We start from the raw sequence: 24,903 nt of genomic DNA, 5'->3' as shown, positions 1-24,903 counted from the left end.
TCTAAAACAGACTGATTGTCCGGTTGAGTCAATATGGTATGATGGGCAATGACCGAGAGCAGGCAAAAGCGCAGCTACGACCCCGAAGGCATGCGCCGGCGCCTGCTGGACGTGGCGGCGCAGGCGTTCCAGACTCGCGGCTACCAGGCCACCGGCATGCATGAGCTGATGCGCGAGGCCGGGGTGACGGGCGGCGCGCTGTACCATCACTTTCCGACCAAGAAGGCGCTCGGCCTCGCCGTGATCCGCGACCGGGTGGCGGCGGCGGTGGACGAGACCTGGATCGAACCGGTGCGCACGGCGCCGGATGCCCTCGACGGTATCGCCGGTGTGCTCGACGGCATTGCCGCTGGGTTGCGGCAGCGTGGCGCCGTGTCCGGCTGCCCGCTGAACAACCTGGCGCTGGAGCTGTCCCTGGCCGATCCGGAGTTCCGTTCGGCAATGCAGGCGGTGTTCGAGGAGTGGCGAGCGGCGATCGCGGCCCGGCTGCGCGCCGACCAGGCAGCCGGCCGGCTGGCCGAAGCAGATGCCGACGACCTCGCCGCCTTCATCGTCGCCACCTATTCCGGGGCAATGGCCCAGGCCAAGGCGCAGCAGGACGTCACGCCGCTGGAGGCCTGCGCGCGGCAGCTGATGCGGTACCTGGAGGGGCTGCGGACCGGCGCCTAAAGGCTGTCCCGTTCCACCAGGGCGATGTCGAACAGCCGGCCCTGGATCGGGTGGTCGGAATCGGCCAGGCGGGCGGCGATCTGGTCGATGGCGTGGCGCACCATCTCGGCCATCGGCTGGCGGACCGTGGTCAGGCGGTAGCCGGGCCAGGCGGCCAAGGGCATGTCGTCGAAGCCGACGATGCCGATCTCTCCCGGCACCGCCAGGCCGCGTTCGCGGCAGGCGTCGAGGGCGCCGAGCGCCAGGATGTCGTCGCCGCAGAACACCGCCTGCGGCCGGAGCCGGTCGAGCAAAGCGTGCATGCCGCGGCGGCCATGCTCATGCGAATAATCGCCGGCGAAGTCCACGGCCAAGGGCCGCAGGCCGGCCGCCGCCAGCCCCTGGGCGAAGCCCGCGGCACGGTCGATCGACGACGAATCGGTTTCGGCCCCGCCGAGGAAGGCCAACTGCCGCAGGCCGCGCGCCAGCATCGCTCCGGCGACCAGGCGGCCGCCGGCGACATTGTCGACCGTCACCACCGGCACTGCCGCCCCCGCCCGGCCGAACACATGCACCACCGGCAGCCCGGCGCGGGCGCAGGAGTCGGCGAAGCCTTCGGGCGGTGCGGAGGTGGCGATCAGCACGGCGTCGACATTGTATTGTAGCATCATGTCGAGAGCGGAATCGGCGCCGCCATCCTCCGACAGGTTGGCGATCAGCGGCCGCAGCCCGCGGCGCTGCAGCTCCCGCGTGAACAGGTCGAACACATCCATGAAGGCGGGATTGGCAAAATGGCTCGAGACCAGCCCGACCAGCTCGGTCCGGCCGGTCATCAGGCTGCGCGCCAGCTGGTTGGGGCGGTAGCCCAGCGCCTCCGCCGCCGCCAGGACCCGGGCCCGCATCCGGGGCGAGACGCTGGCGTCCTTGGTGAAGGTACGGGAGACGGCGGAGATCGACACGCCGGCTGCCGCCGCGACCTGCTGCGCCGTGACCCGTTCGGCGCCGCCGGCCCGGCCGCTGCTGGAGCGCCTCACGCGATCACGATCCACCCGAGCAGGGGAGCAGGAGCCTAAGAATAGGTCCGCAGCAACCCGATCAGGCGCCCCTGGATGCGAACGCGGTCGGTGGGCAGGTAGCGGGTCTCGTAGGCCGGATTGGCGGCCTCCAGCCCGACCGAGGCGCCCTTCTTGCGCAGCCGCTTCAGCGTCACCTCGTTGTCGTCGACCAGGGCGACGACGATGGTGCCGGGATCGGCCGCGTCGCAGCGCCGGATGATGACGGTGTCGCCGTCCAGGATTCCGGCCTCGACCATGCTGTCGCCGGCGACTTCGAGCGCGTAGTGCTCGCCGGGTCCGAGCAGCGAGGCCGGCACCTCGGCGTAGTTGGACTGGTCCCGCAGCGCCTCGATCGGCATGCCGGCGGCGATCCGGCCGTAGAGCGGCAGGCGGACGCCGAGCTCGGGGTTGTTGAGATCGGCGCGTTCCAGCTTGCGGCCGGGCAGAACGGCATCAGAGCGCAGCGGCCGGAAAGGGACAACGTTGTCATCCTCGGCCGGCGCCGCCGTCGGTGCGTCCGACTTCAGGCAGTCCGGCAGACGAAGCACCTCCAGCGCCCGCGCCCGATGCGGCAGTCGCCGAATAAATCCGCGCTCTTCGAGGCCGGTGATCAGTCGATGGATGCCGGACTTCGACTTCAGGGCCAGGGCATCCTTCATCTCGTCGAAGGAAGGACTGACGCCGTCCGCCTCCAGACGGCGGTGAACGAACAACAACAACTCCTGTTGCTTTCGCGTCAGCAAGGCATCCTCCGTTCGCAGGGGCCGCGGCGCGGCCGAATCCCTGGAGAGAACATTAGGAGGAACAAAACAAAAACACAAGCGCCTAACTGTGGCACCCTCGGTTCTTTACTTCCTTGTAACGATCGCCGCGTCAGATCCCGTCGCCGAACAGCACCGCCTCGACCGCCTCGCCGCGCGCCGCGGCGAGCGCATGAGGCGGGCGGACTACCAGCCCGTCGGCGGCCGCCAGGAGCGACAGCATCGAGCTGTCCTGGGCCGGGAACGGAGTGGCGACATAGCCGGAACCGCTCCGCTCAATCCGCGCCCGCAGATAATCCTCGCGCCGGTCATTGGCCGGCAGGTCGCGGCCCAGCGCCGCAGTCACGCGATTGTCCGGCGCCGCGGCCCCCTGCAAGGCCCAGATCGCCGGGCGCAGGAACAGCCAGCCGCAGACCATGGTCGAGACCGGGTTGCCGGGCAGGCCGAGCAGCGGCGTGTCGCCGAGTCGGCCGAACATCAGCGGCTTGCCCGGCCGCATCGCGATCGTCCAGAAATCGAGCGCCAGGCCGCGCTCCCCAAGCACCGAGCGGATCAGGTCGTGCTCGCCGACCGAAGCGCCGCCGGTGGTGACGATCAGGTCGGCGCCGCGGGCGCCCGCGGCCAGCGCCGCCAGCGATTCGGCATTGTCGCGGGCGATGCCGAGATCGACCGGGTCGCCGCCGCAGCTGCGGATCAGGGCGGCCAGCGCATGGCTGTTGGAGCTGACGATCTGGCTCGGCCCCAGCGCCTCGCCCGGCAGCACGATCTCGTCGCCGGTCGCCAGCACCGCCACGCGCGGCCGGCGGCGCACATGCAGCCAGGGATGGTTGGCCGAGGCGGCGATGCCGATGTCGCGCGCGGTCAGGCGCCGGCCGGGCTGCAGCAGCACGTCGCCGGCGCGGAAATCGAGTCCGGCCTTGCGCACATGGCGACCGGCGGCGACGCCCTCGCGCACGGTGACCCGCTCGCCCTCGGAATCGGTGTCCTCCTGCAGCACCACGGCGTCGGCGCCGTCGGGCAGCGGCGCGCCGGTGAAGATGCGGACGCATTGCCCGGGACCGACCGTGCCCTCGAAGCGGCCGCCGGCCGGCACTTCGCCGATCCGGCGCAGGGTCGCGGGGACGGAAGCGACGTCGGCCGCCCGCACCGCCCAGCCATCCATGGCGGAGACGTCGAGCGGCGGCTGGGTCAGCCGCGCCACCACCGGCTCGGCCAGAATCCGCCCCAGCCCGGCGGGCAGGGGCACGGTCTCGGCCGGCAGAGCCGCGAAGGCGGACAGGATGCGGGCGCGGGCCTCGGCGACCGGGATCATGGCTGGGCCTCGTATGTGCCTGACCGGCCACCGGATTTGTGCAGCAGACGCAGATCGGTCACGACCATGCCGCGATCCACCGCCTTGCACATGTCGTAGACGGTCAGCGCGGCGACCGAGGCGGCGGTCAGCGCCTCCATCTCCACCCCGGTGCGGTGGGTGACCTTGACCGTGGCCTCGATCTCGACCCGGCTGTGGTCGGCGTCGCAGCGCAGCGCCAGCTCGACGCTGGACAGCGGCAGCGGGTGGCACAGCGGGATCAGGTCGGATGTGCGCTTGGCGGCCATGATGCCGGCGATGCGGGCGATGCCCAGCACGTCGCCCTTGGCATGGCCGCCGGAGGCGATCAGCGCCAGCGTCTCCGGCTTCATCTCGACCCGGCAGCCGGCCCGAGCCACCCGCACCGTCGCCTCCTTGCCGGAGACGTCGACCATGCGCGCCTGGCCGGCCGCATCGAAATGGGTCAGCTCGCCGGTCATGCCGCCGAGGATCTCGCATCCGGCGCCAGCAGGGCGCGGGTGGCGGCGGCGACGTCGTCGTGCCGCATCAGGCTTTCGCCGATCAGGAAGGCGGTGGCGCCGGCGCGGGCCATGCGGGCGAGGTCGGCCGGGGCGGACAGGCCGCTCTCGGAGACCAGCAGCAGGTCGCCCGGCACCTGCGCCGCCAGCGCCTCGGTGGTGGCGAGGTCGACCTGCAGGGTCTTGAGGTTGCGGTTGTTGATGCCGAGCAGCGGCGATCGCAGCTTCAGGGCCCGGTCCAGCTCGGCGGCATCATGCACCTCGACCAGCACGTCCATGCCGGCGTCGATCGCCGCTTGCTCCAGCTCGCGGGCGGTGGCGTCGTCCAGCGCCGCCATGATCAGCAGGATGCAGTCGGCGCCCAGCGCCCGGGCCTCGACGACCTGGTAGGGATCGACCATGAAGTCCTTGCGCAGCACCGGCAGCTCGACGGCGTTGCGGGCGGCGGTCAGGTATTCGTCGGCGCCCTGGAAATACGGCACGTCGGTCAGCACCGACAGGCAGCTGGCGCCGCCGTCGCGATAGGCGCGGGCAAGGGACGGCGGGTCGAAATCCGGGCGGATCAGTCCCTTCGACGGCGACGCCTTCTTGATCTCGGCGATCAGGCCGTAGCGGCCTTCCGCCTGCGCCCGGCGCAGCGCCGCGACGAAGCCGCGCGGCGGTGCGGCCCGGTCGGCGAGCTCCGCCAGCCGGACGATCTCGGCCGGCGGCACTGCCGCTTTGCGGGCCTCGATGTGCCGGCGCTTGTCCGCGACGATGCGGGTGAGGGTATCGCTCATGCCGTTCCCTGGCTGGTGATCCGGGCCAGCCGCTCGAGGACGTGGGCGGCCGAACCGTCGTCGATGGTGCGGGCCGCAAGGGCGGCGCCGTCGGTCAGTGTAGAGGCCCGGTCGGCGACGATGAAACAGGCTGCGGCATTCAGCAGCACGATGTCGCGATAAGCGCCGTGGGTGCCGCCCAGCACGGCACGCAGGGCAGCCGCGTTGGTGGCGGGATCGCCGCCCTTGAGATCCTCGGGCACGGCGCGGCGCAGCCCGGCATCCTCCGGCGTCACCGTCAGGCGCCGGATCTGACCGCCGCGCAGCTCGGCCACCGCCGTCGGGCCGGTGGTGGTCATCTCGTCGAGCCCGTCGCTGCCATGCACCACCCAGGCGGTCTCGCTGCCCAGCTGGTTCAGCGCCTGCGCCACCGGCTCGACCCAGGCCTCGGCGAAGACGCCGAGCAGCTGGCGCTTGACCCCGGCCGGGTTGGCCAGGGGCCCGAGCAGGTTGAAGATGGTGCGGGTGCCCAGCTCCTGCCGCGCCGGGCCGACATGGCGCATGGCGCTGTGGTACAGCGGCGCGAACAGGAAGCCGATCTGGGCCTCCCACAGCGCTTCCCGCATCACCTCCGGCGGCGCCTCGACATTGATGCCGAGCTCGGCCAGGACGTTGGCGGCCCCGGTCAGGCTGGAGGCGGCGCGGTTGCCGTGCTTGGCCACCGGCACGCCGGCCCCGGCCAGCACGAAGGAGACGGCGGTCGAGACGTTGAAGGAGCCGGAATTGTCGCCGCCGGTGCCGCAGCAGTCGATGGCGCCCGCCGGCGCGTCGATCGTCACCGCCTTGTCGCGCATCACCCGGGCGGCGGCGGCGATCTCCTCCGGCGTCTCGCCGCGGACACGCAGCGCCATCAGGAAGCCGCCGATCTGCGCCGGCGTCGCCTCGCCGGACATGATGATCTCGAAGGCGGCACGGGCGTCGGCGGCGTCCAGCGGCTGGCCAAGGGCGGCCTTGGCGATGAAGGGTCGCATTTCGGTCGTCATGCCGCGTTCCGCCGCTCGGCAATGGCCAGGAAGTTCTGCAGGATCTTGTGGCCGAACTGCGAGGCGATGCTCTCCGGATGGAACTGCACGCCGTGGATCGGCAGGGTCTTGTGCCGCAGCGCCATGATCACCCCGTCCTCGGTCCAGGCCGTGGCCTCCAGGCTGTCCGGCATGCTGTCAGGTGCGATGGTCAGCGAATGGTAGCGGGTGGCCTCGAAATTATCCGGCAGCCCGGCCAGCACGCCGCCGCCATGGTGATGCACCGGGCTGATCTTGCCGTGCATCGGCTCCGGTGCCCGGACGATGCGGCCGCCGAACACCTGGCCGATCGCCTGGTGGCCCAGGCAGACGCCGAACACCGGCACCCGGCCGGCCGCGGCCCGGATCAGGTCGATGCAGATGCCGGCCTTGTCCGGGTCGCAGGGGCCGGGCGAGAGGACGATGCCGTCGGGCCGCAGCGCCAGCGCCTCGTCGACCGTCAGCGCGTCGTTGCGGCGGACCTCGGTGTCCGCCCCGAGCTCGCCGAGGTAGTGCACCAGGTTGTAGGTGAAGCTGTCGTAGTTATCGATCAGCAGAAGCATGGAGATTGCCCTTTCGAGGCAAGGGAATGGGGAGGAACGGCGGGAATCCGGCCGGCCTCACCATCGATGCTGCTGCGAAGGGGTTCGGTTTCTACACATGACCCATGGGCCGGTTGCCGTTGCGCGGCCGGTTGGCGAAGCGTACCGCATCTTCGGCGGCGCGCACCAGCGCCCGCGCCTTGTTGCGGGTCTCCTGGTACTCCCCCTCCGGGCTGCTGTCGGCGACGACGCCGCCGCCGGCCTGGATGTAGAGGGTGTCGTCCTTCACCACCGCGGTGCGCAGGGCGATACAGGTGTCCATGTCGCCATTGGCGCCGAAATAGCCCATCGCCCCGGCATAGACGCCGCGCCGCGCCACCTCCAGCTCGTCGATGATCTCCATCGCCCGCACCTTCGGCGCGCCGCTGGTGGTGCCGGCCGGGAAGCCGGCGGACAGGGCGGCGATGGCGTCGTGCTCCGGCGCGATCCGGCCGACGACGTTGGATACGATGTGCATGACGTGGGAATAGCGCTCGACGATGAAGCGGTCGGTGACCCTGACCGAGCCGATCTGCGCCACCCGGCCGACATCGTTGCGGCCGAGATCCAGCAGCATCAGGTGCTCGGCCCGCTCTTTCGGGTCGGCCAGCAGATCCTGCTCCAGCGCCACATCCTCCTCCGGCGTGGCGCCGCGCGGCCGGGTGCCGGCGATCGGCCGGATGGTGACCTCGCCGTCGCGCAGCCGTACCAGGATCTCCGGGCTCGACCCGACGATGGCGAAGTCCCGGAAGTTCTGGAACACCAGGAAGGGCGACGGGTTCAGCCGCCGCAGTGCCCGGTACAGGGCGAAGGGCGGCAGGGTGAAGGGCAGCGAGAAGCGCTGCGACAGCACCACCTGGAAGATGTCGCCGGCGCGGATGTACTCCTTCGCCCGCTCGACCGCCGCGTGATACTCCTCCCGCGTCATGTTCGAGCTCGGCTCGGGCAGGGCCGGCAGGTTGCCCTCGGCCGCCGCCTCGCGGTGCGGCAGGCTGGATTCGAAGCGGGCGACCACGTCCGACAGCCGCTCGCACGCCGCCTCATGTGCCTTCTCCGCCGTCACCGCCGTATCTGGGAACACCGGGGTGACGATGGTGACGACGTCGGCGATGGTGTCGAAGACGCAGACGATGGTCGGCCGCATCATGATCGAATCCGGCACGCCCAGCGTGTCCGGATTGGCGTCGGGCAGCGCCTCCATCTGCCGGACCATGTCGTAGCCGAGATAGCCGAACAGCCCGGCGGCCAGTGGCGGGAAGCCGCGTGGCAGGTCGATGCGCGATTCGGCGATCAGCCCGCGCAGGCTGTCGAGCGGCGCCTTAGTGACCGGCTCGAAGGTATCGAGGTCGGCGAGCGCGCGGCGGTTGATCTCGACCGCGTCGCCGCGGCAACGCCAGATCAGGTCGGGGCGCAGCCCGATGGCGCTGTAGCGGCCGCGGATGGCACCGCCTTCGACCGATTCGAGCAGGAAGGAATAGGGCTCGTCCCCGGCCAGCTTGAGCATGGCCGAAACGGGAGTGTCGAGGTCGGAGACGAGGCGGGTCCAGACGACCTGCGGTTTGCCGGCGCGGTAGGTGTCGGCGAAGGCGTCAAAAGCCGTGGAATCCGGCATGGTTGTGACCTGCGATGAGGGGAGCGGAATGGGCGGGGGCGGAACGGTCGCCGCCACGCCATCGCTCCCCGCCGCCCGCCGGGCGCCGCCGGGCCGCAGCCCCTGCATCCGCCCAGCGCCAGCCCATCGCCACTCCGCGCGGGGAGGACGGGGCCGCCGGACCAGGTCCGGCGCAGGGGCGCAGCGACGCCGCGAGGGGAACCATCGACATCATTCCTGGTAGTTCAGCCGGGCGAGGACCGCCTGGTCGACAGTGACTCCATAGCGGGCGCGCAGCGCCTGGTCCAGGCCGCCGCCGACATCGACCGCCAGGCCGCGGCTCAGATCCTGCTTCACCGCGGCTTCGGCCGCGGCGTCCGGCTTGGCCGGCTCGACCTTGGTCAGGCGGGCGACGATCCGGCCGCCCGGCGTTTCCGCCGTCGCCGTGCCGCCGACCTTGGCGGCGAACAGGTCGCGCACCAGCGCCGCGGGCACGGCGCCGGCATTGCTGCCGTCGCGCAGCAGCGCCGGGGTCTCGGCATACTGCCCGCCGACCGCCTTGGCGACATCGGCGGCGGCCTCGCCGGCTGACAGGCGCTTGGCGACGTCGGTGGCCAGGGCCGTGGCCGCATCGGCCTGCTTCTGCTCGGTCCAGGCGGCGGCGACCTCGTCGCGCACCTTGGCCAAGGGCTCGGTCGCCGGCGGCACGATGCCGTCGACCCGGACGATGAAGGAGGTCTTGTCGTCGATCGTGCCCATCGGACTGACATCGCCCTGCTGCGCCTGGAAGGCGGCCTGCAGGATCTGCGCCTGGCCGGGCAGCGGCGACAGCGGCTGGCCGCTCTGGGTGGTGCCGTCCTGGGCCACGGCCGGGACCGTGGTGACGGTGAAACCGAACTCCTGCGCCGCCTTGTCGATCGGCACGTTGTCGGCCAGTGCGTCCTCGAACTTGTTGGCGGCGTCGTACAGGGCGTCGGCCGCCTTGCTCTGCTTCAGCTGGGTCTCGATCTCGGCCCGCGCCTCCTCGAACGGCACGGTGCGGGCCGGCTGGATGCCGGTCAGCACCAGCACGTGCCAGCCGAAGGGCGACTGCACCGGGTCGGTCGCCTGGCCCTCGGCCAAAGTGAAGGCGGGGTCGGCCAGGGCCGGGATCGGCATCGCGGTCTTGGCGGTGAAGTCGACCGGGATCAGCTTGACCGCGGCGTTGCCGGATTCGTCCACCGCCTGCTGCACCGCCTTGCCGCCGCGCACCGCCGCGGCGATCTGGTCGGCCAGTTCCTTGGTCGGGGCGATCACCTGGTCGAAGCGGCGCATCTCCGGCTTCTGGTAGGCGGCCTGATTCTTGTCGTAAGCGGTGCGGGCCTCGTCCTCCGACACCGTGACGGTCTTGGCGAACTCGTCGGTGTTCAGCAGCACGACGCTCAGCGTCCGGTACTCGGGCGACTGGAACTTGTCGCCATGGTCCTTGTGATAGGCCTCGAGATCGGCCTGGGTCGGCTGCGGCACGCCGGTCTGGTCGGCGTTGCGCAGCGTGACCGTATCGGCCACCCGGGCCTCGCGGCGATACTTGTAGATCGGGTCGACCAGCGCCTGCGGCGGCTCGGCGCCGCTGAACAGCGCCCGCATCACCTGCTGCTGCTCCATCTGGCCGCGCTGGCCGGCAATGAAGGCGGCCTCGTTGGTGCCGCTGGCCTGCAGCAGCTGCAGGAAGCGGTCGCGGCTGAACTGGTTGGTGGCCGGGTCCCGGAACATCGGGTTGTTGCGCACCGCGTCGGCGACGGCGTCGGTCGACAGGTCGTAGCCGAGATCGGCGGCGATCCGGTCGTACAGCAGGCCGGACACCAGATTGTCCAGCACGCGCTGCGGCAGGCCGAGCTGCTGGGCGACGGAGAGCGGGATCCGCTGGCTCTGGGCATAGGAGCGGAACTGGTTGTCGAGCTGCTGCAGGCTGATCGTCACGTCGCCGACCGTGGCCACGGTGTCGGACTGGCCCCGGTTGCGAAAGATGTCCCCGATGCCCCAGATCGCGAAGCTGAGGATCAGGAGGACGAACAGCACCTTGACGACGACGGAGCCGACCTTGTGGCGGAGAAGCTGCAGCATGACGACCGTGAACAAAGGGCAAGGCCGCACCGGTCTCCCGGGCGGTTGGGCCGCGCATCATAGGTGCGGCCTTCCCGGGCAGCAATGCGCAAGGAGTCCTTGTGGCGCCGCAGCGTTCGGATTGCTACATCAAGGGCGACATTCGAGGACCAGCGGGAGAGAGGCCGATGGCGCGCAAGCTGATCGCGGGCAACTGGAAGATGAACCTGCTGCTCACCGAGGGCACGGCGCTGGCCCGCGACCTCGCGCTGCGGCTGGCCCGCACGGTCGACCCGGCCTTCGACCTGCTGATCTGCCCGCCGGCGACCATCATCGCGCCGATCGCCGACGCGGTGCAGGGCAGCGGCCTCCTGGTCGGCGGCCAGGACTGCCACACCGCGCAGGACGGCGCCCACACCGGCGACATCGCCGCCCGGATGCTGGCCGATCTCGGCTGCAGCCACGTCATCGTCGGCCATTCCGAGCGGCGCCAGGACCATGGCGAGATCGACCTCGTGGTGGCCGAGAAGGCGGCGGCGGCCCAGGCCGAGGGCCTGGTCGCGATCATCTGCGTCGGCGAGACCGACGCCGAGCGCAACGCCGGCCGGGCGCTGCAGGTGTGCAGCCGGCAGATCGCCGGGTCCCTGCCGCGCGGAGCGACGGCGGAGAACACGGTGATCGCCTATGAGCCGGTCTGGGCCATCGGCACCGGCCGCACCCCGACCGCGGCCGACGTGGCCGAGGTGCACGCCCATATCCGCGCGGCGCTGGGCGCGCACGTGCCGTCCGAGGCGGCGGGCATCCACATCCTCTATGGCGGCTCGGTCAAGCCGGCCAACGCCGCCGAGCTGCTGGCGGTGCCCAATGTCGACGGCGCCCTGGTCGGCGGCGCCAGCCTGAAGGCCGATGATTTCTGGGCCATCGCCCAGGCCAGCGTCGCCTGATCCGGATTGCCCCAGCATGGTCGTTGCATAGGGGCGGGGTGCTGGTTATAGTCCCGCCCGCTTGCCGCCCGGCTCTGTCCGGCGGCGGCCCCCGGTCGGAGCGTAGCGCAGCCTGGTAGCGCACTTGCATGGGGTGCAAGGGGTCGCGAGTTCGAATCTCGCCGCTCCGACCATTTTCTTCCGGACTCGCATCATGCTCGTCGCCCTCGACTGGGGAACCTCCTCGCTCCGCGCCTGGCTGCTCGACGCCGACGGCGCCGTGCGGGACGAGGCGTCGGCCCCGCTCGGCATCCTCAAGGTCCCCGGCGGCGATTTCGACGCCGTGTTCAAGCAGGTGGCGGGGCAGTGGATCGCCGCCGGCGCCAAGGCCGCCATCGCCTCCGGCATGATCGGCAGCCGCCAGGGCTGGGCCGAGGCGCCCTATGCCGATTGCCCCGCCGACGCGGCGGCGCTGGTCGCCAAGCTGATTGAGGTGCCGACCTCGCTGGGTGTCAGCCTGCGAATCGTCCCCGGCGTCAGCCGGGTCGATGCCGACGGCATCCCCGACGTGATGCGCGGCGAGGAGGTGCAGATCCTCGGCGACGCGCCGGCGACCGGCCGCCGTCTCTATGTCCTGCCCGGCACGCACAGCAAATGGGCCCTGGCCGAGGATGGCAGGATCGCCTGGTTCGCCACCTCGATGACTGGCGAGGCCTTCGCCGTCCTGGCCGAGCACAGCATCCTGGGCCGGCTGATGGATGGCCGCGCCTACGACCAGCCGGCCTTCCGCCGTGGCCTCGCAGTCGGCGCCTCGGCCGGCGGCGGCCTGCTGCGCCGGCTGTTCAGCGTCCGCACCCTCGGCCTGTTCGGCGAACTCGAGCCGAAGGCGGCCGGATCCTATCTCTCCGGCCTGCTGATCGGGGCCGAGGTGGCCGATGCCCGCTCCACCGTGGCCGACGCCACCGGTGCCGCGCCGGACGAGGTCACCATCGTCGGCGGCGCCGAGCTGTCGGCCCGTTATGCCGAAGCGATCGAGGCCGCCGGGCTGCGCAGCCGAATCGCCCCGGCCGACACCACGGTCAAGGCGCTGTGGCGCCTGGCCAAGCATGCGGAGCTGGTGTGACATGAATCTGCACGATGCCCTCGCCGGGCTGCCCCTGGTCGCCATCCTGCGCGGCGTCAAGCCGGAGGAGGTCGAGGCCATCGGCGCCGCCTTGGTCGAAGCCGGGTTTGGCTGCATCGAGGTGCCGCTGAACTCGCCCCAGCCCTTCGACAGCATCCGCCGCCTGGCCGACCGCTTCGGTTCGCAGGCGCTGATCGGCGCCGGCACGGTGCTGAAGCGCGAGGACGTCGCCCGGGTGCAGGCCTCCGGCGGCCGGCTGATCGTGATGCCGCATGCCGATGTCGAGGTCATCGCCGAGGCGAAGCGGCTGAACCTGGTCTGCGCCCCTGGCGCCGCCACCCCGACCGAGGCCTTCGCGGCGCTGAAGGCCGGCGCCGATGCCGTGAAGATCTTCCCGGCCGAGGCGGTCCCGCCCGCCGTGGTCAAGGCCTGGCGCGCCGTGGTCCCGGCCGCGGTGCCGCTGATCGCGGTTGGCGGCATCACGCCGGACCGGATGGCAGCCTATCGCGACGCCGGCACCACCGGCTTCGGCCTCGGCTCCGCCCTGTACAAGCCCGGCATGACCGCGGCCGAGGTCGCCGCCACCGCCGCATCCTTCGCCGAGGCCTGGCGGGCGCTGCAGGGCTGACAGGGGCGCCCGCCACCTCGGCCCCGACCGCCCAAGAGGCGGCCGAGGAGGCCGTGCGGCATTAGCGGTACCGGTCGGCCTTCGTCAGGTAGCCCTGCACGTAGTCTCGCACGCCATCCTCGAGCGTGTGGAACGGCGCTTGGTAGCCGGCTCGGCGAAGCTTCGTCATCTCAGCTTGGGTGAAGTATTGGTACTGTGCCCGGATCGCGACCGGCATGTCGACATAGTCGAATGCGACCGGCTGCCCGAGCGCACCACCGACAGCAAGCATCAGATCCCGGAACGAGCGGGCCTTGCCGGTGCCGAGATTGAATAGCCCGCAGGTCATCGGGTTGGCCAGAAGCCAAGAAATCACTGCCGTGCAGTCCTTGACATAGACAAAATCCCGCGACTGCTCACCGTCGCCAAAGCCCTCTTTGTGCGACTTGAACATCCGGATGGTCTTCCCCTCCGCGATCGACTGGGTGTTCTTCGCGACGAGGCTCTGCATGTCGCCCTTGTGAGACTCGTTAGGGCCATAGACATTGAAGAACTTGAGCCCGGCCCATTGCGGAGGAGCGTCGCCACGGCGGGCGCGCTCAAGTGCCCAGCAATCGAAAGTGTGCTTGGACCAGCCATAAAGATTCATGGGCTGCAGGCGGCCCAGCGCCTCGTCGCTGTCGTCGTCGACGAAGCCGGCAGAGCCGTCGCCATAGGTCGCCGCCGAGGAGGCGTAGATCAGCGGCGTGCGGGTCCGGGTGCACCAGTTCCAAAGCCGGGTCGAGAGCCGGAAGTTCGAGCGCACGATCTCATCGGCATCGGTCGCGGTGGTCGACGAATTCGCTCCCATATGGATCACCGCCTCGACACCGGAGCGCCCGGCCAGGAACGGCTCGATCTCGTCGGGGAAGATGATGTCCGAGAAGCGTCGCTTGGCAATATTGCGCCATTTGGCATCGGTCCCGAGCGCGTCGGCAATAACGATGTCGGTCCGGCCGGCTTCGTTGAGGTCGGCGGCGATGTTGGAGCCGATGAAGCCCGCGCCGCCGGTCAAGATGATCATGATGGCTTGTCTCCGTGGGTGGCCACCGTCGCGGGCCGTTGCGATATCAGCCTCGTGGTCGACTGGCCGGGGGTCAGCGCCGCCAGGAGCACCGTGCCGCCGCCTGCCCGTACGATATCCGCGCCGATCACCAGTTCCTCTGTATAGTCCGCTCCCTTGACCAGCACGTCCGGGCGCAGCGCCTTGATAAGCTCGTAGGGTGTGTCCTCGTCGAACAGCACCACCGCGGCGACTCCCTTCAGCGCGCCCATCACCTCCGCCCGCGCTATCTCGGCCTGAACCGGCCTGGTTGGCCCCTTGAGGCGCTGCACCGAGGCGTCGGTGTTGAGCGCCATCACAAGCCGGTCGCAGGCCGCGGCCGCTTGGCGGATCAGCGAGACGTGGCCGGGATGGATCAGATCGAAGCAGCCGTTGGCGATGCCGACGGTGAGGTTGTTGGCTCGCCAGAACGCGCGTATCCGCATCAACTCGTCCAGCGCCACCAAGCGGCCGTCCTCGACGTCGAGGGCCTGGGCGCCGCCGTGCAGCGCCAGGACGAGCTCCTCGCACGACACAGTGGCCGTGCCGAGCTTGGCCACGACGAGGCCGGCGGCATGATTCGAGGCATTCATTGCCTCCGCGAGCGGGAAACCCGCTGCGAGTGCGGCACCGAGCACGGCGACCACGGTGTCGCCAGCGCCGGATACGTCGAACACCTCACGAGCGATCGTCGCCAAGTGGATCGGGTCGCCCGATCGCGCAAAATAGGACATGCCCTTCTCCGAGCGCGTCAGAAGCACGTCGGCGTCGCAGATCTCGTGGGCAAGCCGCGCGGCCGCTTCGGCCTCCTCGTCGGTTTCGCATGGTCGCCCGGTGGCGAGTGCGAGCTCAGCACGGTTCGGCGTGATGATCGAGGCGCCACGATAAGCCGACAAATCGCGCCGCTTGGGATCGACCACCACGCGCTTGCCGACCGCCTGGGCATAAGCGAGCGTACGCTGCAGCACCATATCCGTGAGCACACCCTTGCCATAGTCCGACAGGATGACGATGTCGCAGCTGTCAATGGCTGCGCAGGCGCGCTCAATCAGTTGCGTCTCGATCTCCGGCGCAACCGGCCGGAGGGTCTCCCGATCGATCCGGGCGATCTGCTGGCGATGGCCGAGAAGACGCGTCTTCGTTATCGTGCCGCGGCTGTCGTCGAATACGGTTGTCGAAAGATCGACCCGTCCCACCCGCTGGAGCTGCTCGGAGAGCTGAGCGAAGGCGCTGTCCCGGCCGGCGACACCGACGAGGGTGACCGTTCCGCCGAGCGAGGCGATATTGGCGGCGACATTGGCGGCGCCGCCCGGCACTGCGCGCTCCGACGTGAGCCGAACCACCGGCACGGGCGCTTCAGGCGAGACTCGGTGAACCTCGCCCTCGATGTAGACGTCGAGCATGAGGTCTCCGACCACTGCAACCCGGGCGGCCGCGAACCTCTCACTAATACCCTGCATTCCTCGCCTGCTCCCACACTCTCAAGGCCGGATTCATTCGCCGGAGGCGCTGTCATCTCTACTGTGTCGGGACAATTCGGAAAATGCCGAATACAGATGATACAGACTGCTCGCCGGAACGAAATCGGTCAGCGCTCGGCCGTCCGGGTCGACGCGGTCGATCCAGCCAGCGGGGAACGGGCGATTGAGGAACGTTTTGGTGAGGGCGCCAACCATCGCTGCAGCCACGTCTGCGGCGCGAGGATCACCTGAAGCATGACGAACGGCAGCGGCCTTGGCCCCTTCGGCGTGAGGCCAGAGGCGGTGCGATAGCTTGCGCGGCCTGAGGTCAATGCCGACCTCGTCGAAGCACAGGCCGTCTGCGGTCATGCCATGGCGGCCGGCGGCCTGCCACAGCCGGTCTGCAAACATACTCTGATCCGTCCCTGAGAGGGCGCCGTACCACTGCAACAGCCAAGCCCATTCGAACTGATGGCCAGGTTCGAAGAATTGCCCCGCAGGCTCGCCTGGCAGCGACGACCAGTCAGCATCGTAGTGCTCCAGGAGGATGCCCGGCTCGTCTTGAAACAGCTTGGCGCCGAAATGCGCCACGATGGTCCCCGCCCGGTCGAGGAACGGACCTTCCGGCAGGGCCTCGTGGAGTGCGAGATAGGCTTCGAGCAGATGCATCAGCGGATTCTGCGATTTCAATCCGCTTGGATCCGGATGGCGATCGTGAAGGCCGAAATGTCGTTCGTCGATGAGCCGTCGATCGACGAACGCCACCGTCTGGTCGATTGCACGCCGCAGCCGCGGCTCACCGGTCAGGCGATAGGCCGCCGCCAGAGCGAACAGCATGAACGCGTGGGTGTAACTGTCTCGGGTTGCCGAGATCACCTTTCCGGAGGACGAGACCGAGAACGGCACGCCGTCCCGCAGATCGCCATCGTCGCAGAACCGGTTCAGCAGCCCGTCGAGCGCCCGCATCGCCGGTTCGGCGCCGGCGGGAAACACCCCGACAAGCGCCGCATGGCTGAAGACGAAGATCTGGCGCGCCTGCACCATGGCACGGTGCGGCACGTCGTCGATCGGACGCCCGGCGAAATCAAGGCGCTCGCAAAACATCTGCTGTCTGGTTGCGAAGCCCTCCGTGGACCAGAACGGCAGAAGAACCTCACCCATGAGATCCGCATAAAGCGAGAGCGGCGACTCGATCACTGCCAATGTCCGATCTGAAATGTCCTTCGGCGGGACCTTCTATCTGAATCGGGCAGGGCAGGCGAGCGCGATGACGATGCGACCACCGCCTGGATCGAGGTCAGGGTGGCCCCAGCGGCTGCGGCCCGGAGGGCGTGTCGTCAGTCGTCCCCGATCCGTGACGATTGCCGGGTTTCAAGGCACTGGGCAACGAAGTGGTCAAGATTGCCCCCGGTGAACTTGAAGCCCCGCACGCCCGCCGCCGCGGCCGCCTCCATGTCACTATCCCGATCGCCGATCATCAGCGATCGTTCGATATCGGTCGGATAGTCGGAAAGTGCTTTCAGGAGCATTCCCGGTCTCGGCTTGCGGTCAGGATGGTCTCGACGATAGGCCTGGACGGTGGCTTCGGGATGGAAAGGGCAATAGTAAAAGGACGCGATCGCGCCGCCGTGGGCGCGAATCACTCCGTCCATCCAACGGTTCAGGGCCAGTAGATCAGCCTCGCGATAAAAGCCACGGGCGATCCCCGACTGATTGGTGACAACGACCACGCGATAGCCGGCTTGGCGCAGGCGGACGAGGGCGTCGAGCGCCCCTTCGATCCAAACGATATCCACCGGTCTGAATGGGTAGCCGCTGTCCCGGTTCAGTACGCCGTCGCGGTCGAGCAGCGCCATCGGCCGAGTTGCGGATCGGTCGTCCTCGGAAATCACGAAGCGGTTCCGACAGGCCAGGTCGCCTTCAGCAACGCCCGAAGCGACGTCATGGAGAAGCTCCGAGGCGAAGCGAGGGAGGCCGGGAAGCCCGACGCTGTGGACGACAGATAGGCGGTTCGTCTGCTCATTTTGACCCTGTCCGACTCACAAGGCGCGCGGTGTGCGCCACCGGACCCACATGTGCCGAAGTTTGAACAGCATTCTACGAGGGTCGATCAGGCTCGCATAGCGCTGAGCGGCAGCACGGCCGGGAACACCCGCGCCGGCCGAGAAGGGCTGACGCCGGCTTCGGGCTTGGTCCGCGGGTATCCGGACCCGGGCGCGCATCTCTTCCCGGCACCTTCCGTGCCTGGTCTACGGCATTCACACATCGATCGGCGACACCGGCGGCGGGCATATGGATTGCCTCTCCGCTTGCGGGAGAGGTCGGACAACATGTCCAACGCGTGTGCGGATGAGATGCGTGAATCCGGTAGCCGGCCCGGCCTGGCGGCGGGATGCGATGCCGCCGGCTCGATACCCCGAGCGCAGCGGCACGCGGCCTGGCCAGACTATCGGAGTATCAATGTGTCGTGCCCTTGATCAGTATGCCCATGCCATGGCGATACTGCTCCGGCAGGCCGGCCTCCTGGCAGAATCGGCTAAAGCCGATCCGGGCCTTCCAATCGTGCTCTTCCGGGCAATCATCCACCAGGATGACGCCGCCCGGGGCAACCCGCGGCCAGAAGCGCTTCAGCGTTTGATAGGTCGGCTCCGCGAGGTCGATGTCGAGCAGCACGACCGAGCAGGATGCCGGCAGCTTGCTGTCCGGGATCGTGGTGATGTCGCCCTGGATCAGCGAGACGTCCCCGGCATTGTGGCGCCGCAGGATCTTCGCGACCAGCCGCTGCGAACTGCCGGAGAACATGTACCGGTTGCGGGTCGGCGTTCCCAGCCCTACGTCGCGGGTAAACTGCTGCTCGACGAACCCGTCGAACGTGTCGTAGCAGGAATATTTTTTGTTGATTCCCAGCCGCCTGATCATATTTCGCGCCACGGCCGCCGTCCCGCCCATGGCGCAGCCAATTTCCACGATGTCTCCCGGTACATCTTTGTGTTCGATCAGGTAATGCAGATACAGGTATAGCCGCTCCGGGGCCAAACACGACGGCGGATACCGATACAGCAGCGGAACCAGGGACAATCGAGCGATTTCCTTGAGTCTTTGCTTCATATTGCTATCCCCCATTCCTCGAATTTCGGACACGATACCCAGAGCAACCGAGCACTCGATGGTCCGGAACGATACCAGTGGCCGCCGGATTGTAAACAGCGGATGGACCGCGGTGCACGGCTCGAGGCGGGGCAGATCAAGGCCGCGCTGATGCCGCGCCGCCGGTCGAGAGGGTCCGGTAGCCGTGGGCCCTACGCACTGATCGGCGCTTCTGCCGCTTCCTCGGGCTTGACCCGATCCTGACAGTCCCGGTGCTCGACCAGACGCTTTTGAACGCGAATAAGATCCGATCTGACTCGCGGGCCGTCAACCAGCAACACCAAAATCTTTCAAATGTTTCGTAACTGCAGCAAGCGGGATTTCCCGGATACAAGAATAAGGATTGCTCTCTCCAGTACAAGTCGGCTTGTTTAGGCACGGGTAGCAGGATGGCGGCCTGGCGTTGCTCACCACTATCGTCCCAGGAGGGGTCCAAACAGTTGTAATATTCGAGCCATAGATCATGATCGCTGGAGTGCCGATCGCGTGGGCCGTATGTACCCCGAAACTATCGAGACCGATCAGAACCCTGACATCTTCCAGGCTGCGAAAAAATTCGGCCAGCGGCCCCGCGACGATCTCGATGCCCGCATCGTCGCCGTCCGGTAAACACCCCTCCAGATAGCTCCGATCCGACGGCGCACCGAATACCACCACCCTCAGGCCGCTGGCCCGGATCTTGGCGATCAACGCGCGCCAGTGCTCCTGGGGCCATAGCTTGCATTCCTGGCTTGCTGTCGGCTGAATGCCGATCCTGTCGCTACCGGGGCGATGGGCATATGGCTTGCCGGCAGCGTCGTACAATCGGGAATGCGCCGGCACCGTCGCGCCCAGAGCCGTCGCGACGCGTTGGATCGATGAATAGCTGCTTGGATCATTGGCAGGCGCAGCGATCAGGTGCCGGACGAATTTCTCGCCGCCGGTCCGGACAATCTTTGCCAGGGGATGACCGTGCCCCCAGGTGATGCTGGTATTTCCGGAGGGCGAGATCGCCCATCCAAGCAAATTTTCCCTAAAGTCGCCCACGACATTGACCACCCGGTCGAAGCGCTTCGGCCAGAGCCCTGCCACGGTCCAAGCGAGTTTCATCGCGGCGTTGAACCCAAAATTCTTGGCGGTGCCCATCGGGAACGACGCGTAGAAGATCTCCGAAATCAACGGGTTGCTGGAATAGAGCTCACGGAACTGCGGACGGGTGAGGACGGAAATCTCCGCGCTCGGCTCCGAGCGCCCCAGCGCTTCTATCAGGCCTGTCTGGATGACCGCATCTCCCAGATTGCGGGCCTGGATCACAAGAATGCGGTTTTTGGCCATGCCAATTTGTGTTCTGTATCGGGACGTGTCGAAGCGACGGCTGCAACGCACCAACTACGCCTCTCGCGCCCGAAAAATCAATTGGAAGGTGCCGCCTCGCCAGCGCAGTCGCTCGATGGAGATGGGAGGCCGGAACGCTATTTGCTGTAACTCAGCCGGCTCGCCATGTTGGAGTGGCCTTGATCGCTCCGGCCGCGGCGCGGAGCAAAGCCATCCAGGGCCGCAGCATCGGAGGTATGGATGGCTCTGTCGGCATCGCTTCTTCGCAATGACGGTTCTCTTGTGTGAGGGCCCGATCACGGGCTTGTCGTCACAGGCTCGTCCGGCTGGCACCCAATCCCGCCCGTGACACCGGCCCGGCCGCCGTCTATGACCATCGCACGACCGGCGGGGCAGGGGGATCGGCGCGTGGTGCAGCGTGGGGGCGTTCAGGCTGGAGGCGGGCAGGCCGGAGGTGGCCAGGCCGGAGATGGGCAGGTCGGGCGGCCGGGGTTCATCCGGCGGCAATATGACCGGCTGATCCGGGCGGCGCACGGGCCGCGGGCGCAATGGACGCTGGCCGGCGTGTCCTTCGCCGAAAGCTCGTTCTTCCCGATCCCGCCCGACGTCGTGCTGATCCCGATGATGCTCGCCAATCCGCGGCGGGCCTGGTGGCTGGCGGGGCTGTGCACCGTGGCCTCGGTGCTGGGCGGCCTGGTCGGCTACGCCATCGGCTATTTCCTGTTCGAGACGGTCGGGTCCTGGCTGATCAACCTCTACGGCCTGCAGGCCGGGTTCCACGAGTTCCAGCAGAAATACGCCGAATGGGGCAGCTGGATCATCCTGGCCAAGGGGGTGACGCCGATCCCCTACAAGCTGGTGACCATCACCAGCGGCGTGGCGCAGTTCCCGATCGTGCCGTTCATCCTGTCCTCGATCGCCTCGCGCGGCCTGCGCTTTTTCCTGATCGCGGTGCTGATGCGGATCTATGGCGACCAGGTGCGTCATTACCTCGAGAAGTACCTGAACTGGGCCTTCTGGGGCTTCCTGGTCCTGGTCGCCCTCGGCTTCGCGGTGATGACGCAGATCTAAGGGCCGCCGAACCGCGGAGATTCCGGCCATGACCGTGCAAGCCATCCTCCTCCCGGTCTTCGTGCAGGTGGCGCTGATCTTCCTGCTGGCGGTGTGGATGCTGCGGGAGCGCGCCGGCGCGCTGCGGCGGGGCGAGGTGCATCCGCGCGACATCATCCTCGGCCAGCCGGCCTGGCCGGCGCGGGCCACCCGGGTCTCGAACAGCTTCCACAACCAGTTGCAGCTGCCGCTGCTGTTCTTCGTGCTGGTGATCCTGGCGATGATGACGAAGAAGGCGGACCTGCTGTTCGTGGTGATGTCCTGGCTGTTCGTCGCCACCCGGGTCCTGCATGTGGCGGTGCACACCGGCGCCAACCGCCTGAGCCCCCGCTTCGGCGCCTACGCCGCCGGCTTCGTGCTGCTGCTGGCGATGTGGGTGATCTTTGCGCTCCGCATCCTGCTGGCCGGGGTGGAGCCGGTGTGATCCGCTGCTAGATTGACGTGACGATCCAGGCCGCCCCGCCGATCGCGATGGTGTCCTCCAACAGGGCGGCCAGCAGGTCGCGCCTGAACACCCGGGCCAGACGGGACCGCAGCTCATAGCCGACCACGGTCCCGGCTACGGCGCCGGCCACGCCGGCGATGAGCCCGACGAGCACCGAGCCGCCGACGATGCCGAAGGGGGCGCCGCAGACCGCGCCGCTGACGATCCGGGCGCCGAACTGCACCGGCACCTTCCGGCTCGGCGTTCGCGGCAACTGGTCGGCGACCAGCTCGGCGATGGCCGCGATGGTGAGCAGCCAGGGCGTCACGGCAGCGCCGAGAAAGGCCAGCCCGGTGCCGTCGAGCGGCAGCCAGCCGAGATGGGCGGCCCAACTGACCGCCGCCGGCGCGGTCATCGTCCGCAGCCCGGCGACACAGCCGATCAGGAAGGCGAGGACCAGCATCGAAATCTCCCCCGGAAATGCGGCCGCGGAGGGCCGGTCTCTAAAAATCGGCCGCCAGCATCCGCGATCGCGGGCTGCCTGTCGATACCGTCCGGGTTCGCTCCGCCTGCCAGACCGACCGAAGTCCTCTTGACCCCGGCCGCATGGATTTCGCCGTCGTGAACCTGGCTCTAAAGAGGATCTGAAGCCTATCGGTTCTTGTCCGGCAAAACGGCCGGGTGCTAGCGTTGTCCCTCAAACAAGCGAAGGGGGAAACGATGGCGTTTGTGTGTCGAGCCGCGATTGTCGCGGCGGCGATCGGGGTTGGCTTGTCATGGCCCGCCCTGGCGCAGGATACGGCGGCCCAGGCGAAGGCGGAGATCCAGCGGGTGCGCGACAGCGCCGGCTTCAAGGCCGCCGTGCAGCACATCGACCAGGGCTATGACGGCTACATCGCCGAAGGGATCAAGCTGGTCGAGATCCCGGCGCCGCCGTTCAAGGAAGAGGCGCGGGCCAAGGCCTTCGCCGAGCTGCTGCGCGGCGCCGGGCTGGCCGATGTCGAGATCGACGAGGAGGGCAACGTCCTCGGTCTGCGTAAGGGCACCGGCGGCGGCGACCGCGTCGTCGTCGTGTCGGCCCATCTCGACACCGTGTTTCCCGAGGGCACGGATGTGCAGGTGCGGCGCGAAGGCACCAGGCTGAAGGCCCCGGGCGTCAGCGACGACACCTTCAGCCTGGCGGCGATCCTGGCCTATATCCGCGCCATGGATGCGGCCGGGATCAAGCACAAGGCCAACATCCTGTTCGTCGGCACGGTCGGAGAGGAGGGGCTGGGGGACCTGCGCGGCGTCCGCCACCTGTTCACCAAGGGCGAGTACAAGGACCGGATCGACGCCTTCTTCTCGATCGAGGGCGGGTCGGCCGACCAGTTCACCAGCTCCGGCGTCGGCTCCAAGCGCTACCGGGTCACCTACAAAGGCCCGGGCGGCCACAGCTTCGGCGCCTTCGGGCTGGTCAACCCGGCCTACGCCATGGCCGAGGCGATCACGCAGCTGTCCCGCACCCAGGTCCCGTCCGACCCGAAGGTGACCTACAATGTCGGCGTGGTGACCGGCGGCACCTCGGTCAACTCGATCCCGGTCGAGACCTCGATGGAGGTCGACATGCGCTCCGGCAACAGCGACGGGCTGGACCGGGTGGAGCAGCGGCTGCTGGCCATCGTCGATCAGGCGGCGGCGACGGAAAACGCCGCCCGGTCGACCAAGGAGGGCGAGATTGCGGTCGAGAAGACGGTGATCGGCGACCGCCCGGCCGGCGCCATCGCCGAGACCGAGCTCTTGTTCCAGCTGGCCAAGGCCTCGATCGAGGCGGCGGGCTACGAGTTCAAGGGGCCGCGCGAGGCCTCGAACGATTCGAACATCCCCTGGAGCCTCGGCATCCCGGCGGTGACCCTGGGCAAGAACGGCCCGGGCCAGAGCGGCCGGGCGCATTCGCTCGACGAATGGATGGACATCGACAAGGCGCCGATGCTGCAGGGCATGGCGACCAGCCTGGCGACGATCCTGGCGACGGCGAAGATGGAATAGTCGGGCGGGCTGGCTGCCGTCAAACGGAGCGCAGGGAGGCGGCGACCGAGGCCAGCACGGTCTCGGCTGCCGCGGCGGCCGGGAAGCCGGAGACCTGCCCGTCGCCGGTCTCCATCAGCAGCCAGCCGCCATCCTGGCGCCGTGCGATATCGGCTGTGGCGAAACGGCTCGGCAGCGCCCGGGCAATGGCGTCCAGCAGATCCGGCGGCGGAGATTCGGCGGAGGCCGGGCCGGTGAAGCGCGGCCAGCAGCCCAGGACACGGCCGTCCAAGGCGAAGCAGCGCCACTCCTCGGCCTGGCCGCCCGTCGCGGCGAGCGGGACATAGCGGCGGAAGACCAGGCCACCGGTCAGGCTGTCGCCCTGCAGCTCGACGAACCGGCTGACCACGTGCCGGACGGACGCGCGATCGGCCGCGTCGGGGATGAAGCAGGCTTCGGACCAGTAGCCGGCGGCCTGGGACTTGACCCAGTCTTTCACGGTCACAGCCGCATCGCCGAACGGGGCCAGCGCCCCGAATAGCGCGGTATCGTCGCCAATGCGATCCCGGTCGACCCAGGCCGTCTCGGGCATCCAGCGGCCGACGGAGGCGTGGGCCGCGGGCAGATGATGGCAGGCCGCATACTGCTCGGGCGTGTTGAGGAGTCGGACGCCGCGCTCGGATAGGGCGGCAAAAAGCCAGCCATAGGCCTCGGCCGGCATCATCCAGCCGCGATACACGGCCATCCCGGGACCATCGACCGCCGCGCGCCGCAGGGCCGTCCCAGCGTCGGGCCCGCGCTCGATGGCGTCATGGTCGATGAGCAGCGGGCGCAACCCGAGGCGATCCGAAATCTCCGCCTCTTCGTCAAACGCCGGGTCCGGAGATCGCGGCGACAGCGGATCAGCGCAGAGGAGGATGTAGGGTCCGGGCATGTAACGCGCCGGCTAGACCTCTTCCCAGGACGGCAGGCCGTGCTTGTGGGCGGTGCGCCGCACGAACCAAGCCATGATGGCGCCGAAGGCAGCTCCCGCGAGCAGAGATCCGACGATCCGGCCGATCACCGCCAATCCGCTGGGGGCCCCGTCCATCAGCCAGGTGAGGATCCCCCAGCCGACCGCGAAGGTGACACCCATGATGGCAACATTTGCCCACGGGGGAAGGAACAGCGGCGGCGGCACGGCAAAGCCGAGACGCCAGAGCAGGCGGTGGAGCGGGGGCGTGCCATGCTTGATCCCCTTCGCCTCCATCAACGCGCGGCTCCTGGCCAGCCTGTCTTCGAAGCTCACCGGCATTCCCATGGTTCCCCTCTCCAAACGAAGCCGCCGGATAGTCTTCGCA

The 24,903-nt window shown here is 68.7% G+C and carries 25 protein-coding genes and 1 tRNA gene; 8 read left to right on the top strand and 18 right to left on the bottom strand.

The genetic code is table 11. The features are described from left to right. Nucleotides 1-48 precede the first annotated feature (48 nt). A complete protein-coding gene (locus FFK22_RS14905; RefSeq protein WP_138886265.1) occupies nucleotides 49-669 on the top strand; it encodes a TetR/AcrR family transcriptional regulator in 621 nt (206 codons plus the stop codon). Here the strand turns inward: FFK22_RS14905 and FFK22_RS14900 are convergent. From FFK22_RS14900 to FFK22_RS14860, 9 genes are all read right to left on the bottom strand, one after another. Then, nucleotides 666-1,682, bottom strand: a complete 1,017-nt coding sequence (locus tag FFK22_RS14900) for a LacI family DNA-binding transcriptional regulator (RefSeq protein WP_221938607.1) — start codon at nucleotides 1,680-1,682, stop codon at nucleotides 666-668. The two genes, FFK22_RS14905 and FFK22_RS14900, sit on opposite strands and share 4 nt — an antisense overlap. A gap of 35 nt (nucleotides 1,683-1,717) precedes the next feature. After that, nucleotides 1,718-2,446 (bottom strand): transcriptional repressor LexA, encoded by a 729-nt coding sequence (gene lexA / locus FFK22_RS14895; RefSeq protein WP_138886266.1) that lies wholly within the window; start codon nucleotides 2,444-2,446, stop codon nucleotides 1,718-1,720. 130 nt (nucleotides 2,447-2,576) lie between these two features. Continuing rightward, the gene (gene glp, locus FFK22_RS14890; protein ID WP_138886267.1) at nucleotides 2,577-3,776 is read right to left on the bottom strand and encodes a gephyrin-like molybdotransferase Glp; all 1,200 of its coding nucleotides are present in this window, start codon (nucleotides 3,774-3,776) and stop codon (nucleotides 2,577-2,579) included. Continuing rightward, nucleotides 3,773-4,255 (bottom strand): cyclic pyranopterin monophosphate synthase MoaC, encoded by a 483-nt coding sequence (moaC, locus tag FFK22_RS14885; protein WP_138886268.1) that lies wholly within the window; start codon nucleotides 4,253-4,255, stop codon nucleotides 3,773-3,775. Before moaC ends, glp begins: the two co-directional genes overlap by 4 nt. After that, nucleotides 4,252-5,073 (bottom strand): indole-3-glycerol phosphate synthase TrpC, encoded by an 822-nt coding sequence (gene trpC / locus FFK22_RS14880; protein ID WP_138886269.1) that lies wholly within the window; start codon nucleotides 5,071-5,073, stop codon nucleotides 4,252-4,254. The genes moaC and trpC overlap by 4 nt, the downstream gene beginning before the upstream one ends. Beyond that, complete coding sequence (gene trpD / locus FFK22_RS14875) at nucleotides 5,070-6,095, bottom strand: anthranilate phosphoribosyltransferase (RefSeq protein WP_138886270.1); 1,026 nt, start codon at nucleotides 6,093-6,095, stop codon at nucleotides 5,070-5,072. Before trpD ends, trpC begins: the two co-directional genes overlap by 4 nt. Next, nucleotides 6,092-6,676: an aminodeoxychorismate/anthranilate synthase component II gene (locus FFK22_RS14870; protein ID WP_138886271.1), complete on the bottom strand. Its 585-nt coding sequence runs from the start codon at nucleotides 6,674-6,676 to the stop codon at nucleotides 6,092-6,094. The genes trpD and FFK22_RS14870 overlap by 4 nt, the downstream gene beginning before the upstream one ends. 91 nt (nucleotides 6,677-6,767) lie before the next feature. Further along, complete coding sequence (gene trpE, locus FFK22_RS14865) at nucleotides 6,768-8,306, bottom strand: anthranilate synthase component I (RefSeq protein ID WP_138886272.1); 1,539 nt, start codon at nucleotides 8,304-8,306, stop codon at nucleotides 6,768-6,770. Nucleotides 8,307-8,516: 210 nt separating this feature from the next. Then, nucleotides 8,517-10,388, bottom strand: coding sequence for a peptidyl-prolyl cis-trans isomerase (locus FFK22_RS14860; RefSeq protein WP_138886273.1), 1,872 nt, complete (start codon nucleotides 10,386-10,388; stop codon nucleotides 8,517-8,519). A gap of 167 nt (nucleotides 10,389-10,555) precedes the next feature. Between FFK22_RS14860 and tpiA the strand changes: the two genes are divergently transcribed. The 4 genes from tpiA to FFK22_RS14840 all read left to right on the top strand — a co-directional run bounded on the left by tpiA (nucleotide 10,556) and on the right by FFK22_RS14840 (nucleotide 13,041). After that, nucleotides 10,556-11,311, top strand: coding sequence for a triose-phosphate isomerase (gene tpiA, locus FFK22_RS14855; protein ID WP_138886274.1), 756 nt, complete (start codon nucleotides 10,556-10,558; stop codon nucleotides 11,309-11,311). Nucleotides 11,312-11,407: 96 nt separating this feature from the next. Beyond that, nucleotides 11,408-11,484 (top strand) — tRNA-Pro (locus tag FFK22_RS14850). Nucleotides 11,485-11,504: 20 nt separating this feature from the next. Then, nucleotides 11,505-12,413, top strand: coding sequence for a 2-dehydro-3-deoxygalactonokinase (locus tag FFK22_RS14845; protein WP_138886275.1), 909 nt, complete (start codon nucleotides 11,505-11,507; stop codon nucleotides 12,411-12,413). A 1-nt stretch (nucleotide 12,414) separates the two neighbouring features. After that, complete coding sequence (locus tag FFK22_RS14840) at nucleotides 12,415-13,041, top strand: 2-dehydro-3-deoxy-6-phosphogalactonate aldolase (RefSeq protein ID WP_138886276.1); 627 nt, start codon at nucleotides 12,415-12,417, stop codon at nucleotides 13,039-13,041. Nucleotides 13,042-13,102: 61 nt separating this feature from the next. Here FFK22_RS14840 and rfaD read toward each other — a convergent pair whose 3' ends face one another. The 6 genes from rfaD to FFK22_RS14810 all read right to left on the bottom strand — a co-directional run bounded on the left by rfaD (nucleotide 13,103) and on the right by FFK22_RS14810 (nucleotide 20,022). After that, nucleotides 13,103-14,083 (bottom strand): ADP-glyceromanno-heptose 6-epimerase, encoded by a 981-nt coding sequence (gene rfaD / locus FFK22_RS14835; RefSeq protein ID WP_138886277.1) that lies wholly within the window; start codon nucleotides 14,081-14,083, stop codon nucleotides 13,103-13,105. Beyond that, entirely contained in the window at nucleotides 14,080-15,561 is a 1,482-nt protein-coding gene (gene rfaE1, locus FFK22_RS14830) for a D-glycero-beta-D-manno-heptose-7-phosphate kinase (RefSeq protein ID WP_138886278.1), read from the bottom strand. Before rfaE1 ends, rfaD begins: the two co-directional genes overlap by 4 nt. Nucleotides 15,562-15,594: 33 nt before the next feature. Next, nucleotides 15,595-16,758 carry an AGE family epimerase/isomerase gene (locus tag FFK22_RS14825; protein ID WP_138886279.1) on the bottom strand — a complete coding sequence of 388 codons (1,164 nt, stop codon included), beginning with the start codon at nucleotides 16,756-16,758 and terminating at the stop codon, nucleotides 15,595-15,597. A gap of 140 nt (nucleotides 16,759-16,898) precedes the next feature. After that, complete coding sequence (locus FFK22_RS14820) at nucleotides 16,899-17,417, bottom strand: HAD-IIIA family hydrolase (protein ID WP_138886280.1); 519 nt, start codon at nucleotides 17,415-17,417, stop codon at nucleotides 16,899-16,901. Between the two features lie 601 nt (nucleotides 17,418-18,018). Beyond that, nucleotides 18,019-18,669, bottom strand: coding sequence for a TylF/MycF/NovP-related O-methyltransferase (locus FFK22_RS14815; RefSeq protein ID WP_186002472.1), 651 nt, complete (start codon nucleotides 18,667-18,669; stop codon nucleotides 18,019-18,021). 306 nt (nucleotides 18,670-18,975) lie between these two features. Continuing rightward, nucleotides 18,976-20,022 (bottom strand): glycosyltransferase family 9 protein, encoded by a 1,047-nt coding sequence (locus FFK22_RS14810; protein ID WP_138886282.1) that lies wholly within the window; start codon nucleotides 20,020-20,022, stop codon nucleotides 18,976-18,978. Nucleotides 20,023-20,430: 408 nt separating this feature from the next. Here FFK22_RS14810 and FFK22_RS14805 point away from each other — a divergent pair, with 408 nt between their 5' ends. Then, entirely contained in the window at nucleotides 20,431-21,093 is a 663-nt protein-coding gene (locus tag FFK22_RS14805) for a YqaA family protein (protein WP_221938605.1), read from the top strand. 28 nt (nucleotides 21,094-21,121) lie between these two features. Beyond that, nucleotides 21,122-21,556 (top strand): MAPEG family protein, encoded by a 435-nt coding sequence (locus FFK22_RS14800; protein WP_138886284.1) that lies wholly within the window; start codon nucleotides 21,122-21,124, stop codon nucleotides 21,554-21,556. Between the two features lie 7 nt (nucleotides 21,557-21,563). On the opposite strand, the gene FFK22_RS14795 is transcribed toward FFK22_RS14800, so the two are convergent. After that, nucleotides 21,564-22,019, bottom strand: a complete 456-nt coding sequence (locus FFK22_RS14795) for a DUF4126 domain-containing protein (protein WP_138886285.1) — start codon at nucleotides 22,017-22,019, stop codon at nucleotides 21,564-21,566. Nucleotides 22,020-22,327: 308 nt separating this feature from the next. On the opposite strand from FFK22_RS14795, the gene FFK22_RS14790 reads away from it, so the two are divergent. Beyond that, a complete protein-coding gene (locus tag FFK22_RS14790) occupies nucleotides 22,328-23,584 on the top strand; it encodes a M20/M25/M40 family metallo-hydrolase (protein WP_221938604.1) in 1,257 nt (418 codons plus the stop codon). A gap of 19 nt (nucleotides 23,585-23,603) precedes the next feature. Here the strand turns inward: FFK22_RS14790 and FFK22_RS14785 are convergent, their stop codons facing one another. Both FFK22_RS14785 and FFK22_RS14780 read right to left on the bottom strand, forming a co-directional pair. After that, on the bottom strand, nucleotides 23,604-24,497 hold the full coding sequence (locus FFK22_RS14785) for an ATP-grasp domain-containing protein (protein ID WP_138886287.1): 894 nt from the start codon (nucleotides 24,495-24,497) through the stop codon (nucleotides 23,604-23,606). 12 nt (nucleotides 24,498-24,509) lie between these two features. Beyond that, nucleotides 24,510-24,863 (bottom strand): DUF6404 family protein, encoded by a 354-nt coding sequence (locus tag FFK22_RS14780; RefSeq protein ID WP_138886288.1) that lies wholly within the window; start codon nucleotides 24,861-24,863, stop codon nucleotides 24,510-24,512. Nucleotides 24,864-24,903: the final 40 nt, after the last annotated feature.

The organism is Mycobacterium sp. KBS0706 (assembly GCF_005938675.2).
GTDB lineage: Bacteria > Pseudomonadota > Alphaproteobacteria > DSM-16000 > Inquilinaceae > Inquilinus.
Note: the sequence above shows the minus strand (reverse complement) of the source record. Positions and strands in the feature narration are given on the sequence as shown.

What these genes read in the sequence shown, in the direction of transcription:
- FFK22_RS14905 (WP_138886265.1), top strand. Translation starts at nt 49, where the DNA reads ATGACCGAGAGCAGGCAAAAGCGCAGCTACGACCCCGAAGGCATGCGC.
- glp (WP_138886267.1), bottom strand. Translation starts at nt 3,776, where the DNA reads ATGATCCCGGTCGCCGAGGCCCGCGCCCGCATCCTGTCCGCCTTCGCG.
- moaC (WP_138886268.1), bottom strand. Translation starts at nt 4,255, where the DNA reads ATGACCGGCGAGCTGACCCATTTCGATGCGGCCGGCCAGGCGCGCATG.
- trpC (WP_138886269.1), bottom strand. Translation starts at nt 5,073, where the DNA reads ATGAGCGATACCCTCACCCGCATCGTCGCGGACAAGCGCCGGCACATC.
- trpD (WP_138886270.1), bottom strand. Translation starts at nt 6,095, where the DNA reads ATGACGACCGAAATGCGACCCTTCATCGCCAAGGCCGCCCTTGGCCAG.
- FFK22_RS14870 (WP_138886271.1), bottom strand. Translation starts at nt 6,676, where the DNA reads ATGCTTCTGCTGATCGATAACTACGACAGCTTCACCTACAACCTGGTG.
- trpE (WP_138886272.1), bottom strand. Translation starts at nt 8,306, where the DNA reads ATGCCGGATTCCACGGCTTTTGACGCCTTCGCCGACACCTACCGCGCC.
- FFK22_RS14860 (WP_138886273.1), bottom strand. Translation starts at nt 10,388, where the DNA reads ATGCTGCAGCTTCTCCGCCACAAGGTCGGCTCCGTCGTCGTCAAGGTG.
- tpiA (WP_138886274.1), top strand. Translation starts at nt 10,556, where the DNA reads ATGGCGCGCAAGCTGATCGCGGGCAACTGGAAGATGAACCTGCTGCTC.
- FFK22_RS14845 (WP_138886275.1), top strand. Translation starts at nt 11,505, where the DNA reads ATGCTCGTCGCCCTCGACTGGGGAACCTCCTCGCTCCGCGCCTGGCTG.
- FFK22_RS14840 (WP_138886276.1), top strand. Translation starts at nt 12,415, where the DNA reads ATGAATCTGCACGATGCCCTCGCCGGGCTGCCCCTGGTCGCCATCCTG.
- rfaD (WP_138886277.1), bottom strand. Translation starts at nt 14,083, where the DNA reads ATGATCATCTTGACCGGCGGCGCGGGCTTCATCGGCTCCAACATCGCC.
- rfaE1 (WP_138886278.1), bottom strand. Translation starts at nt 15,561, where the DNA reads ATGCAGGGTATTAGTGAGAGGTTCGCGGCCGCCCGGGTTGCAGTGGTC.
- FFK22_RS14820 (WP_138886280.1), bottom strand. Translation starts at nt 17,417, where the DNA reads ATGGCGCTGCTCGACCGCGACGGCGTACTGAACCGGGACAGCGGCTAC.
- FFK22_RS14815 (WP_186002472.1), bottom strand. Translation starts at nt 18,669, where the DNA reads ATGAAGCAAAGACTCAAGGAAATCGCTCGATTGTCCCTGGTTCCGCTG.
- FFK22_RS14810 (WP_138886282.1), bottom strand. Translation starts at nt 20,022, where the DNA reads ATGGCCAAAAACCGCATTCTTGTGATCCAGGCCCGCAATCTGGGAGAT.
- FFK22_RS14800 (WP_138886284.1), top strand. Translation starts at nt 21,122, where the DNA reads ATGACCGTGCAAGCCATCCTCCTCCCGGTCTTCGTGCAGGTGGCGCTG.
- FFK22_RS14795 (WP_138886285.1), bottom strand. Translation starts at nt 22,019, where the DNA reads ATGCTGGTCCTCGCCTTCCTGATCGGCTGTGTCGCCGGGCTGCGGACG.
- FFK22_RS14785 (WP_138886287.1), bottom strand. Translation starts at nt 24,497, where the DNA reads ATGCCCGGACCCTACATCCTCCTCTGCGCTGATCCGCTGTCGCCGCGA.
- FFK22_RS14780 (WP_138886288.1), bottom strand. Translation starts at nt 24,863, where the DNA reads ATGGGAATGCCGGTGAGCTTCGAAGACAGGCTGGCCAGGAGCCGCGCG.